13 protein-coding genes are annotated in these 13,695 nt (G+C 37.2%); 12 read left to right on the plus strand and 1 reads right to left on the minus strand.

The annotated features are described in order from the left end of the window. Positions 1-2: 2 nt before the first annotated feature. The 12 genes from EO131_RS04505 to EO131_RS04560 all read left to right on the plus strand — a co-directional run bounded on the left by EO131_RS04505 (position 3) and on the right by EO131_RS04560 (position 12,583). Positions 3-1,283, plus strand: a complete 1,281-nt coding sequence (locus EO131_RS04505; RefSeq protein ID WP_127019334.1) for a nucleotide sugar dehydrogenase — start codon at positions 3-5, stop codon at positions 1,281-1,283. A 38-nt stretch (positions 1,284-1,321) separates the two neighbouring features. Then, complete coding sequence (locus tag EO131_RS04510; RefSeq protein WP_127019336.1) at positions 1,322-2,512, plus strand: hypothetical protein; 1,191 nt, start codon at positions 1,322-1,324, stop codon at positions 2,510-2,512. Continuing rightward, positions 2,509-3,744, plus strand: coding sequence for a lipopolysaccharide biosynthesis protein (locus EO131_RS04515; RefSeq protein ID WP_127019338.1), 1,236 nt, complete (start codon positions 2,509-2,511; stop codon positions 3,742-3,744). The genes EO131_RS04510 and EO131_RS04515 overlap by 4 nt, the downstream gene beginning before the upstream one ends. Then, positions 3,731-4,732, plus strand: coding sequence for a polysaccharide biosynthesis protein (locus EO131_RS04520; protein ID WP_127019340.1), 1,002 nt, complete (start codon positions 3,731-3,733; stop codon positions 4,730-4,732). The genes EO131_RS04515 and EO131_RS04520 overlap by 14 nt, the downstream gene beginning before the upstream one ends. A gap of 4 nt (positions 4,733-4,736) precedes the next feature. Beyond that, complete coding sequence (locus EO131_RS04525; protein WP_127019342.1) at positions 4,737-5,156, plus strand: WxcM-like domain-containing protein; 420 nt, start codon at positions 4,737-4,739, stop codon at positions 5,154-5,156. A gap of 9 nt (positions 5,157-5,165) precedes the next feature. After that, complete coding sequence (locus tag EO131_RS04530) at positions 5,166-6,299, plus strand: polysaccharide biosynthesis C-terminal domain-containing protein (protein ID WP_127019344.1); 1,134 nt, start codon at positions 5,166-5,168, stop codon at positions 6,297-6,299. An 11-nt stretch (positions 6,300-6,310) separates the two neighbouring features. Continuing rightward, the gene (gene wecB, locus EO131_RS04535; protein WP_127019346.1) at positions 6,311-7,453 is read left to right on the plus strand and encodes a non-hydrolyzing UDP-N-acetylglucosamine 2-epimerase; all 1,143 of its coding nucleotides are present in this window, start codon (positions 6,311-6,313) and stop codon (positions 7,451-7,453) included. Further along, positions 7,454-8,644 carry a glycosyltransferase gene (locus EO131_RS04540; RefSeq protein ID WP_127019348.1) on the plus strand — a complete coding sequence of 397 codons (1,191 nt, stop codon included), beginning with the start codon at positions 7,454-7,456 and terminating at the stop codon, positions 8,642-8,644. 14 nt (positions 8,645-8,658) lie between these two features. Further along, positions 8,659-9,780: a glycosyltransferase gene (locus tag EO131_RS04545; protein WP_127019350.1), complete on the plus strand. Its 1,122-nt coding sequence runs from the start codon at positions 8,659-8,661 to the stop codon at positions 9,778-9,780. A gap of 249 nt (positions 9,781-10,029) precedes the next feature. Beyond that, on the plus strand, positions 10,030-11,106 hold the full coding sequence (locus EO131_RS04550; protein ID WP_313790024.1) for a glycosyltransferase family 4 protein: 1,077 nt from the start codon (positions 10,030-10,032) through the stop codon (positions 11,104-11,106). 127 nt (positions 11,107-11,233) lie between these two features. Further along, positions 11,234-11,887 (plus strand): acetyltransferase, encoded by a 654-nt coding sequence (locus EO131_RS04555; RefSeq protein WP_127019354.1) that lies wholly within the window; start codon positions 11,234-11,236, stop codon positions 11,885-11,887. Between the two features lie 87 nt (positions 11,888-11,974). Further along, complete coding sequence (locus EO131_RS04560) at positions 11,975-12,583, plus strand: sugar transferase (RefSeq protein ID WP_313790025.1); 609 nt, start codon at positions 11,975-11,977, stop codon at positions 12,581-12,583. Positions 12,584-12,634: 51 nt separating this feature from the next. On the opposite strand, the gene EO131_RS04565 is transcribed toward EO131_RS04560, so the two are convergent. Then, the gene (locus EO131_RS04565) at positions 12,635-13,690 is read right to left on the minus strand and encodes an ATP-grasp domain-containing protein (RefSeq protein WP_127019358.1); all 1,056 of its coding nucleotides are present in this window, start codon (positions 13,688-13,690) and stop codon (positions 12,635-12,637) included. Positions 13,691-13,695 lie beyond the last annotated feature (5 nt).

Raw genomic sequence — 13,695 nt, forward strand, 5'->3', positions numbered from 1 at the left:
TAATGAAAAATCATAGTATTACAGTGGTTGGTTTGGGATATGTTGGATTGCCTCTAGCAGCCCTTTTCGCATCCAAATATTCCGTAACAGGATTCGATATTAACGGTACTCGGGTAAATGAATTACAATCTGGGGTGGACATCACTTTGGAAGTGGATGAAGAAATTCTTCGATCTGTCCTCAAAAATTCCAATAATGAGGAGGTGGGCCTATTTTGCAGCAACAACCCCGAAGACATCAAAAATTCCAACATATTTATTATTACTGTCCCAACGCCTGTGGACAAAAACAACAGACCGGTATTAACTCCTTTAATCAAAGCCAGTGAGACTGTAGGCAAGGTTTTAAAAAAAAATGATATCGTAATTTACGAATCTACCGTGTATCCTGGGGCAACCGAGGAAGATTGTGTGCCCATTTTGGAAAAATATAGCGGTCTGGTTTTTAACAAGGACTTTTCTGTGGGATATTCTCCTGAAAGAATTAATCCTGGAGATAAACACCATACCGTTGAAAAAATATTGAAAGTAACATCAGGATCCAACCCTGAAGCAGCCACAATAATCGATTCCCTTTACAAAAAAGTAATTACGGCCGGTACGCATTTGGCCCCTTCAATTAAAGTTGCCGAAGCAGCCAAAGTAATTGAAAATTCGCAACGTGACATCAACATTGCATTTGTAAACGAACTGGCAAAGATTTTCAACCTTATGGGTATTGACACCGGTGAAGTATTGGAAGCTGCTGCCACCAAATGGAACTTTTTGCCCTTTAAACCTGGCCTTGTTGGGGGACATTGTATTGGAGTAGATCCCTATTACCTTGCCCAAAAAGCTCAGGAGTTGGGGTATCATCCCGAGATCATCCTATCTGGAAGAAGAATCAATGACAGTATGGGTGAATATGTTGCTTCAGAAGCCATCAAACAAATGATCGGCAACGATTTGAAGGTAAAAGATTCGAAAATTCTTGTTTTGGGCATTACCTTCAAGGAAAACTGCCCGGATGTTAGAAATACCAAAGTTATTGATGTAATTCATCATCTTAACTCCTATAGAACAAACGTCACTGTTGTTGACCCGTGGGCCTCGCCAGAAGAAGTTATGCATGAATATGGCATTGCAACAAGAACAACCTTACCTGAAGAAAAGTTTGATGCCGTTATCCTTGCCGTAGCCCACAACCAATTTTTAGACTTGGATATGGGAGCGATAACCAATCCAAATAGCGTAGTGTATGATGTAAAATCTATTTTGGAGAAGGGCAAGGCCAAAAGACTTTGATTAAAATCTTTTAAATCAACCCCAAACCAACAACTAAATTGAATAACGAAAAGCAAGTTGAACGAATTGTATCCATATTATTGTTTATGGGGTTGTTCTTCAATTTGTTTTTCGCGTATTTTGCCCAAGAACGACTCTACAATTACCTCACATTTGGAAACAACTCCTTAGGACCGGAACGGTTCCTTCGTATATTTTCGGTAGTCGCCGTTTTTTTAACGGTATTTATTTCCATTTTTTTGGCACGCTCAAAATATCACTTTTCTGTGTTTTTTGCCTATTTGCTGCTATTGGCATACATATCACTTAATTTTGTTGTTAGTGGCGGCGATATCACCAATATGACCCAGTTTATGGATGAAAAGGGAATTGGCACTTGGGTTTGTCTTGGCCTGCTGTTTGTATCCTACAATGATAATCGCTATGCTTTTTTTAAGAAATTCTTGGTTATTAGCACACTATTCATTTCTATAATTACAATATATAGCTTTATCGATTTTGGTGTTGGAATGTGGAGAGGACAAGCCTTGGCCAAATACAGGGTTTATGCCGTGAATATGATTTGGATAGTGCCCTACCTTTTTCTGATTTTAAAACCCAATAAAAAGCTTCAATGGTTACGGGTTTTCATCTTGGTCATGGGGATAATCTTGGCCTTGGTTACACAAACAAGATCCTTTTTGATAATCTATTTTATCACGTTGATATTTGATTTTTACCACACCAAAAACAAAACCAATTATTTTGTTATTCTTGGATTGGGGATTTTGGGTGTTACTTTTTTCGTGATCAATACAGAAATATTCAGTACTTCATTGGAATTACTTGTTAATAGAGGGACCAATGATACAAGAACCAAACAAATTGAAGTTTTTTTAAGTCAATTGGATTTTTGGCAGCTTATCACGGGAGGAGGGTTGAATGTCTCTTATAGAGCAGGATATGAAGAGGCTTATTACATTGACAACCAATGGCTCTATTTGCTATGGTGGGGTGGTTTGATACCTGTACTGTGCTATTTTTATCTCACTGGTATTTTACCCATTAAAATGCTATTGCGTAAAAACCTTTCCTATGAAACAAAAGTTGAGTGCTTTGTACTCATTCTATGGCTTCTGGCATTATTGGGGTTGGCCATTTATACTACAATGACAATTGATCTGTTCTTTTTTATTGTCACCATAATCCTAGGTAGGGTCCTTTACAAATTAAGCAATAATTTATCATGAAGATCAATAACACCTGGCGAAAGGTAATTGTAATGTATGGTGCCAGTTTTCTGAGTATACCACTAAATGTTTTGGTAAGCATTTTGAACACTTCATTGTTAGGCCCCAAACTATTTGGTGATTTTAAATTCATAGAAACCGTTGCCAGATTTATTGCCAGTTTAACTTCGGTAGGTCTTTTCATATCAATTTCACGATTGGTGGCCATTAACTCAGATGATACAAAGGAAAAGAAGTTTATTGGCCTGTTCGTCTACATACTTGGAGGTATTTCAATTGTTGGAATGATCATTTTTTTGATATTCTCTTGGCTAGAGCCCTACTTTTTTGAAAACGCCCTTGGTCCTGTTATTCGAAATTGTTTGTTTATTGTAATGGCAATTTCCGCCCAACTTGCAATTTTGTTACTTTTAAAAGGCTTGCATCGTATTTATGAAATGGCTTTCTTGAGCATATTGCCAGCATCCATATATCTACTCATAATTTATGGCATCAAAAATTATGTTGATATAAACGTTACCCTTCTGTTATCCATTTATTACTCATGCCTTCTCTTGGTGATTGTTTTTCAACTCATAAGATTGAAACCCATCTTGGAATTTAGTCGCTCCCTTTACAAAGAATTGTTGCTGGAAAATAAAACCAACGGTAAACCGGTTTATATTGGCAGTTTGGCAGGAGTGGCCACAACCCATATTGCGGGTTTGAGCATTTCTTTTTTTATGGATAATACCCAAGTAGGGTTTTATATGTTGGCTTTGACCATTTGTAATCCCATTTTGGTTATCCCATCCGTCTTGGGAAATACCTTCTTTAAACAATTTGCCAATATGTCCAAAATTCCGGGAAAAGTATTTGCATTCAGTTTATTGGTCTCGTTATTGGCATTGGTGGCATTTTATCTTTTGATCGATTGGGTGGTCATCTTTTTTTACGGGGAAAGTTTCGCTCCCGTGACAGGTATGGCCAGTTGGTTAATCATTGGCTTTATCTTTCATGGCCTTGGGGATTTGATAAACAGATTTCTCGGAGCAAAGGGTGAAGGTGTCACCTTACGTAATGCAGCTTTTTTTGTGGGTATCGTTAATGTATTGGGATATGTACTTCTGGTCAAATATTTTTTGGTTACCGGAGCAATTGTAACTAAAATATTGGCCAGTTGTCTATATTTTTTATTGATGCTTGGCTATTATACTAATTTTATAAAAAAACACAAAAATGTTCAAGAATAAGACTTTGTTGATTACAGGTGGAACCGGATCGTTTGGAAATGCCGTTTTAAATCGTTTTTTGCAAACAGATATTAAAGAAATCAGGATTTTCAGCAGGGACGAAAAGAAACAGGATGACATGAGAAACCAACTTAAGAACAACAAAGTCAAGTTCTATATTGGTGATGTCAGAGATTATAATAGCATAGAAAGAGCCATGCATGGAGTGGATTATGTATTTCATGCTGCCGCCTTAAAACAAGTTCCGTCGTGCGAATTCTTTCCATTGGAAGCTGCAAAAACCAATGTTTTTGGGACTCAAAATACCATTGATGCCGCTGTCGCAAATGGTGTTGAAAAAATTATTTGTTTAAGTACAGACAAAGCAGCTTATCCCATAAATGCCATGGGTATTAGCAAAGCACTTATGGAGAAGGTTGCTGTCGCCGCTTCGAGAAACATTGGAGACAAAACAACTGTTTGCCTCACCAGATACGGCAATGTCATGGCCTCAAGGGGCTCAGTGATTCCTTTGTTCGTAAATCAACTAAAAGAAAATAAGCCTCTTACAGTTACAGACCCCAACATGACCCGTTTTTTAATGTCGCTGGAAGATGCGGTGGACTTGGTGCTATTTGCCTTTGAGCACGGTAACCAAGGTGACCTTTTCGTGAACAAAGCCCCAGCAAGCACTATTGGAGATTTGGCGAGCGCTATTAAAGAAATTTTTTCCTCGAACAGTGATATTAAAATCATTGGTACCCGACACGGTGAAAAGCTTTATGAAACCCTTTGTACCAGGGAGGAAATGCAAAAAGCCGAGGATATGGGCGAATTCTATAGAATTCCAGCAGACAACAGGGACTTAAACTATAGCCGGTACTTTTCTGAAGGCGAAACCAATATCAGTGCAATTGAGGATTATCACTCCCATAATACCAATAGATTAAAGGAGGATGATTTAAAATCATTGTTGCTTGGATTGGACTATATTCAGGAAAACCTGTAAAGTAATGACCAAAGAAATTCAATTCAACCTTTTTGAAGACCAACGTGGTAAATTATTTTATGACAATGACTTCAATATGGCGGATATTAAAAGGCTGTACATAATCCAGCCTGGAGAGAACAAAACATTAAGGGGTTGGCAAGGACACCAATTGGAACGGAAGTGGTTCTTTTGTGCACGGGGGAGATATGAAGTTTTTGTGGTTACAGTCACTGATTTTAAAAATCCAGATTTGGAGATGGAGCCAAATATTTTTGTCTTGGATGCCGCACAACCAAAGTTACTTTGTATAGATAAAAGATCTGCCACTGCATTCAGGCCTTTGGAGAATGATTCCTCTTTAATGGTGTTTTCAGATATGACCGTTGAAGAATCCAAAAAAGACGATTATCGATTTAATATTGATACGTGGAAAATAAATTAGATAAAGCACATGAAAAAAATTGGTATAACGGGCCAATCGGGATTTGTTGGAAATCACCTATATAATACCCTTCATATAAGTGAAGGCTTCGAACTTGTCCCATTTGATAAGAGTTTCTTTGAAAAAGAAGAAGAACTTGAAAATTTTGTTTCCACTTGTGATGTTATAGTCCATCTAGCTGCCATGAACCGGCATGAGGATGCCAATGTGATATACAATACCAACGTATCACTGGTCAAAAATCTCATTGATGCCTGCATTAGAACGGGCTGTAAACCACACATTTTGTTTTCTTCCTCCCTTCAGGAATCAAGGGATAATCTATACGGAAAATCCAAAAAAGAAGGTAAAGAGGCTTTTCGAGATTGGGCAGAACGGCACCAAACCAAATTCACTTCCATCAACATACCTAACGTTTTTGGACCGTTTGGGAAACCCAATTACAATTCTGTGGTGGCGACCTTCTGTTATAAAATAGCAAGAGAAGAAACACCCAAAATCATCAATGATGGGGAGGTAGGCCTGGTATACGTAAATTATTTGGTCTCAAAAATAATCGGGGCAATTAACGGAGAGGAAGCAACAGAGAAACTTGGGAATTATTCGGAAGAGCTTGTAGTACCTCCGCAATATTTCAAAAAAGTTTCCGAAATTCTTTCCATTTTGACCCGGTTCAAATCCGATTACATGGAAAAGGGTATTTTTCCCAATTTGGATGAATCTTTCGAAAAGGACCTTTTCAATACTTTTCGTTGTTATGTTCCCACAGATCACTATCCGGTTAAATTCACCAAACACACTGATGCAAGGGGTAGTTTTGTAGAGATAGCCAGAACGCAGACCAGTGGTCAATTTTCTTTTTCCACCACCGTTCCCGGAATTACTAGAGGCAATCATTACCACACCCGGAAGGCAGAGCGATTTGCCGTAATCCAAGGAAAAGCTCGTATTCAATTGCGTAAAATTGGCACTGATCAAGTAATAAACTATGAACTTGATGGGGATGAACCCGCGTATGTTGATATGCCGATTTGGTACACACATAACATCAAAAATATTGGTGACACCGAACTGATTACGCTTTTCTGGATTAACGAACCTTTTGATCCAAATGATGCTGATACATATTTTGAAAACGTTTAAAAAATAGGCTTTTGAAAAAACTTAAAGTTGTAACTGTTGTAGGCACAAGGCCTGAAATAATCAGGTTGGCCTGTGTTTTGAATGCACTTGATGCCAATACTGCCGTTGATCATACTTTGATACATACTGGTCAAAATTATGATTATGAGCTGAATGAAATATTTTTTGAGGACTTTGGAATAAGAAAACCGGATATTTTCTTGAACGCAGCCGGTAAAAATGCTACGGAGACCGTTGGCAAAATCTTGATAGCCATTGATCCAATCCTTGAAAATATAAGGCCCGATGCATTTCTGGTATTGGGCGACACCAATTCATGTCTTTGTGCCATACCTGCCAAAAAAAGGAAAATCCCCGTTTTTCATATGGAAGCTGGAAACCGGTGCTTTGACCAAAGGGTTCCAGAGGAGACCAATCGTAAAATTGTGGATCATATTGCAGATATCAATTTAACATATAGTGATATTGCACGCGAATATCTGTTAAGGGAAGGACTTCCTCCAGATCGTATTATTAAAACTGGAAGTCCTATGTTCGAGGTCTTGCATAAGTTTGAAGACAAAATCAAAAAATCCGATGTGCTTCAGAAATTGAATTTGGAAAAGCACAACTATTTTGTTGTTTCATCGCATAGGGAAGAAAACATCAATAACCCAAAAAACTTTGAAGGACTTATCACCTCATTGAACCAAATTGCGGAGAGCTACAAAATGCCCATTATAGTATCGACCCACCCAAGAACACGTAACATGATCGATCAAACTGGTTTTAAAACACATAGACTGGTTCAATTTCTGAAACCCCTTGGATTTTCGGACTACAATGCACTACAATTGAATTCCTATGCTGTTTTATCCGATAGCGGTACCATTTCCGAAGAATCTTCCATCATGAATTTTCGTGCTTTGAACATTCGCGAGGCCCACGAAAGACCTGAAGCAATGGAAGAAGCATCTGTAATGATGGTAGGTTTAAACCCTGAACGCATTATGCAAGGATTGGCTGCTTTAGAAGTACAGGAAAGAAATCCTGGAAGAACTTTTAGACAAGTCTTCGATTATAGCATGCCCAATGTCAGTGAAAAAGTGGTAAGGATAATCATATCCTACGTAGGATACGTGAACAGAACTGTCTGGAATAAAACCAACACATAGGTGCAGAAAAAACTATACATCTACAGTAACTTCGACTTCACCAAAAACAGTGCTGGAAAAACTCGAATGTTGTACTATTCCAAGGCACTTGCCAAAGAAAAAGTATCTGTTTATTTGGTAAGTTGCTGTTCAAATACGATCAAACATTCAGATTTTAACGAAGTAGATACCAATATCTGGGTCCAAACTCATAAAAAAGACACTAAATCTTTATTTGGAACCATCACTTTTTTGCGCAACCTATATCGATTTTCAAAATCACAACCTGCTGAAAGTAGTTTTCTGTTCTACCCTTCCCCCCTCATTTATTTGGAAATATTGTCACTAATTTACTTAAAGGGTCTCAAGGGACAACGTGTTTTTAATGAACTGAACGAAATCAGAAAATACTCGTCCGCTTATGAGGGAAAATATGATGTAAGGAAACCTGTTTATTCGTTCAAAAAACTAATGTTTAAAAACACGTTTTCGATAATGCAGGTTTTTCTAAAAAGCTACTCGGGATTGATCTGTATTTCAACGGCCATTCAAAAGTATGGCATGAAATATAATAATCAAACATTACGAGTACCGATACTGACAGACCCTTTTAATAATCTGGAGACTTCCAATATTTCCTATGCCGAAAACGGGAGGTTTAATATAGGATTTTCGGGGAGTATTAAACCATTCAAGGAAAATTTGGAAAATTTCATCCAGGTACTTTTGAATTTGGGAACAAAGGGATATGATATACAATTTAACCTTTGCGGTCCAGTGGACACCGCATATAAAAATTATCTCATTAAGAGTTCGAAGGGTACTTCCAATATTTCCTTGGTCTACCATGGCAATTTAAACACCAAAGAACTGAACACCTTCTTGTCGCAACAAAATCTTTTGGTCATACCTAGAGGATACACATTGCAAAACCATTATGGATTTTCCACAAAATTATCGGATTACCTAAATCAAAAAAAAGCGGTTCTCATTACTGATGTAAGCGATAATTCATTGTTTATTGAAGATGGAATAAATGGATTTATCGTGCCTCCTAACGACAACGATTCCATGCAGGCAAAACTTGCCTATATCATAGACAACTTTAACGGTCTCTCAGCATCTATCAGCGCAAATGCAGAGAAAACCTCAATAAACTCATTTTACTATAAAAATTATGCCGAGGATTTAAAAAAATTCCTCTTCCCATAAGCAAATTTGAAGTTTTGGCTAAAAAGAAAAATAATATAGATTGGTTTGGAATTGTCCTATCGGACACTTTTGGTGGAGGGTCGGAATTACAGCAAATCAATTTTTTTAAAAATTTAGTGAAGCAAAATCACTATTGTATGATGATTTGCCTTGGCAGAAAAAATATGGGTTGCTGGGAATTTATGGAGCAAAAGGGCAAGGTTGTTTACTTTCCGTTTGGTCCCAAGTGGATAAAACTAAATTTTCTTTTGCTTTATCCTTATTTAATTTTTGTGTTCTCCAGATACAGGATCAGATATACCTTCTCAACCCAAACCTTGATAAATAGTGCCGTAGGATTGTTTAAAAGAATAGGCTTTTTAAAAAAAACCAAGGTTGTTGTTCGGGAATCAAATTCGATATTCAAACTATTGAAGGGTATAAAATTGCAACGTTATAAATTGGGCTACAAAATTGGGTATCAAAAGGTAGATTTGGTCATTTGCCAAACAGTGTTCATGAAAGAACAGTTATTGGAATCCATTCCTTGGTTGAGAAGTAAAAAGGTAGTTGTAATCGAAAACCCGATCGATCTAGAAGATATTGCAGAAAAATCCAAGGTACCAATGCCAGAATTAAGCCAAAGTCCACCATATATTGTTGCAGCAGGGTCATTACATCCAAAAAAGGGATTTGATATTTTAATAGACGCATTTGAAAGGATAAAGGACAAATGGCCCAAGTTGAACCTTTATATTTTGGGAGAAGGTGCTCAACGACCATTTCTGGAAGAAAAAATCAAAGCACTTAATTTAAACAACAGGGTATATCTTAAGGGCTTTCAGACGAATGTTTTCCCTTTTTTCAAAATGGCTCAATCCTGTGTCATGTCTTCCCGAATTGAAGGTTTTCCAAACGTACTTTTACAAATGATGTCACAAAACAATTCAGTGGTAAGTACCCTGTCTGCTGGTGGGATTGATAAAATTCCTGGCATTTACACTTGTCCGACAAAAGATGTTGAAGCGCTGGCAATTTCCATGGAAAATGCAATGGTAAACGATAATAGTGCTAAAAGAGCAATTTTTAATGAATACCTCGAAAAACGAAGTGTTCAATCATTTTATGAAAAAATTATGGGAGAAATTATCGTTTAAATAAAATTGTAGAAAACTGTCAAAAACCAATAAACCAAACCATATAAATATTTTCAAAATACTAGCACCATATAATCAACGTTTAGTTTTTTGTGAAATATTATTTTATTCAATTAAATACTTCATTTTGGAATTTCATTTCATTAGTTTCCTTCAACCACTAGAATGGCAGAGAAAAAGAGAAAAATAATTCGTATAACCACAGTTCCCAACTCATTGGGTGGGTTACTCCGTGGACAACTCAGATTCATGAGTCAATATTTTGAGGTGGTAGGGATATCCTCACCTGGAGAAGGCAGGCTTGCTGAGGTTGGCATACAGGAAGGTATCAAGACCTATCCCGTTGAAATGACCCGTAAAATAACTCCTATTAATGATTTAAAGGCACTTTGGACTCTTTACAAAATTTTTAAGTCTGAAAAACCTGATATTGTCCACACCCATACACCCAAAGCAGGCACTTTGGGCATGATGGCAGCATATTTTGCAGGTGTTCCACACAGATTGCATACCATTGCAGGCTTACCTCTTATGGAAGCCACAGGATTAAAACGACTCATATTGGATTTTGTAGAAAAATTGACCTACGGTTGTGCAACCCATGTATATCCCAATTCATTCGGCCTTCATAAATTTGTCGAGGAACAGAAGTATGCAAAGCCCTGGAAGTTTAAAGTAATTGGCCATGGTAGTTCCAATGGAATTGACATAAATTATTTTGATCCCAAATTATATGACGAGGACTTTAAAGCAAATTTCCGTAGATCACTGAATATTGAGCCAAACGATTTTGTTTTTGTATTTGTAGGGCGAATTGTTAAAGATAAAGGTGTGCAAGAATTGGTCGAAGCCTTTATTGATACCAGAAAACAATTCCATGATATCAAATTAATTTTGGTAGGTGGGCATGAAAAACAACTGGATCCCATTTCCCTTGAAACCGAACAAAATATTGAAAGTAATGATTCCATAATTTCAGTTGGTTGGCAAGCAGACGTTAGACCATTTTTCGCTATTTCCAATGCTCTGGCATTTCCCAGTTATCGTGAAGGTTTTCCAAATGTAGTTATGCAAGCCTGTACCATGGGAATTCCTTCCATTGTTTCCGATATCAATGGATGCAATGAGCTAATAAGAAATAATAAAAATGGTTTGATAGTACCCGTAAAGGACGTTGAGGCCCTAACCAAGGCCATGGTGGAACTAATAACCACAAAAATAGAAGAATCCCCAGAAGAAATTCGAAAGTTCATGATAGATAATTTCTCACGTGAGTATGTTCACCAAGAAATTTTGAATTGCTACAATGAACTATTTATTAAGTAAAATATAGCAATAACGATTTTGGTACGAGAAGCATAGTTATTATAACATAAATTAGTGGCCCAAATAAAAACACATTATTCATACCTTTAAGGAACATTCCTAATCGCTTAACCTCAAGTTAAAACCAATGAAACAGAAAATATCAATCATAGGATCTGGAACATATGGAGAAGTTATATATGAACTTGTCACCCAATTGGACTATGAAGTTCTTGGATTCTACGATGATAACAAATCTAAACATGGGAATTATATAAACTCTGTTCCAGTTTTAGGAAACATTGATTTTAACAAAATCGATGTTGAAAACAACAATTTTGTAGTTGCAATAGGTGATAATGCAATTAGAAGTCACATTTCAAAAATTATTGTAGAAAAAGGTGGATTTCTACCAAACTTAATACATCCTTCCGTAATCATAAGTGAATCAGCCACTTTGGGTCAGGGATGTGTATTGCATGCAAACTCTTTTATTTGGACCAATGTAAATATCAGTGATTTTACCATAATTAGCGTAAATGCCAATATTGCCCATCATACAACAATTAAAACAGGTTGTTTTATTTCCACAGGAGCAAATATTGGAGCAAATATCACAATTGAATCCAAGAGCTTTATTGGTATTGGTGCCATTGTGATGACAGGGGTGAAATTGATAGGTAAATCAAGCGTGATCGGCGCTGGAGCAGTCATCATTAAAGATGTACCCGATTATGCCGTGGTCGTGGGTAATCCTGGAAAAGTCATCAAGACTGTTAATCATCATAATTTAACACCCTGATTCAATTGGTGCTAATTACTGCTATGGCCAAACATCAAGTTTAAAACAAGATTGAGTACATTGTATAAAAATTACATTAAAAGGTTTTTGGATTTTTTAATATCCTCAATTGGACTTCTCGTTTTATCTCCTGTATTTATACTAATTTATCTATACATGATCATAACCACAAAAGACTCTCCTTTCTTTTTCCAAGAGAGACCGGGCATGGGTGAAAGAGTGTTCCGGATTATGAAATTCAAGACCATGACCGATGCCCGCGATAACGATGGCAATCTTTTACCTGATAATGAACGTGTTACCAAGTTGGGTAATTTTATGCGTAAATTTTCGCTGGACGAAATTCCACAATTGATCAATGTCGTTAAAGGAGACATGAGCCTGATTGGTCCAAGGCCCTTACGTGTACACTACCTTCCTTATTATACGCACAAAGAACAACTTCGACATACAGTCAGGCCGGGCATTACTGGATTGGCACAGGTTTCCGGTCGTAATGCAATATCTTGGGATGAGAAATTGGAAAAAGATGTGGAATATGTTGAAAATATGTCGTTTTTCTTAGATCTAAAAATTCTTCTGAAGACAGCACAAAAAGTACTTAAAGGTTCCGATGTTATTCTTATGCAAGGGCCTATGCTTCCGTTTGATCAATATAGAAGAATACAACAAAAAAACAGTGGACTAAAAAAGTAAGAACCGGTATGGTTACCCATTGAAAATCCAATTGAAAATTGTTCGGATAGGTTACCTTCTCATTTTTATGGTTTCAATTGGAACATTGATACGTCCAATTTCCATTAGTCGGTCACACTTCGAAAATATTTTCCCAGCTTCATAGTTGTCGAAACAATCCACTTCTGTATTGCCTTGTAGCCAGGCAATATAGATGGCCGCTATGTTGACACCTGCTTCATGCGAAAAAGGATAACCACCTCCAAAGCGTGGGTTCAATTCCAGCACATGAACCTGTCCATTGGCATAAAAAACATCGCAATCCAAGTTGCCGATATGGCCTAAGTTTTTCCCAATAGTCCTACCAACTTTTTCTAAATTATCATCTAAAACAGATCGCGCCCTATCCGTTTCTCCAGCGCGCATACCAATTTTTTCTCGGGCATAGGTTCCATAATAGTTGCCATCAAAATCATTCAAAATATCCATTCCATACTCAACGGCATCCACCTTTTCTTGAATTAGGATTGCTTCGTTCGATGCCTGCTGGCTTACTTTTTTCAATATCGTTCGTTCCAATCTAATTTTTAAAAGCCGGTAATTCAGTTCCAACTCCTCCATATTCTCTGGAAAATCAATACCGATGGAAGCACTTCCCCAACGAGGCTTTATGACAACTGGGAAATTAAGCGCTCCATCATCCAAAGCGTTTACTGCGTCTTCAAAATTGATAAAGGTCATAGGAGAATTCAATCCAATACTTTCAATAAATTGGTGTGTCTTCCATTTATCGAAACCAATTTCGATTACCTCTTGGCTAGAGATGATTATATTACAAGATGGTGAACTCAACCTGCTTCGATTTGCCGCCAAAATAGGGAGTTCCAAATCGTTCAACGAAATTACCGCATTGATATCATGATCCTTGATCACATTCTCAAGTGCAGAAATATAATTTGAATCATAAATACTTGGAACTTTGATGGCCAAATCTGCATCAACCAAAGCCGGGGCCATTAAATTGCTGTCCACTGCAACAACTTTTCCCTTACCGTTAAGGGCATCCTTGAAATAATTTATCAGATAGTTTCTCCTACCTGCGCAAGTGAATAATATGTTCACAGCCATCTTTT

The organism is Flagellimonas beolgyonensis (genome assembly GCF_003992615.1).
GTDB lineage: Bacteria > Bacteroidota > Bacteroidia > Flavobacteriales > Flavobacteriaceae > Flagellimonas > Flagellimonas beolgyonensis.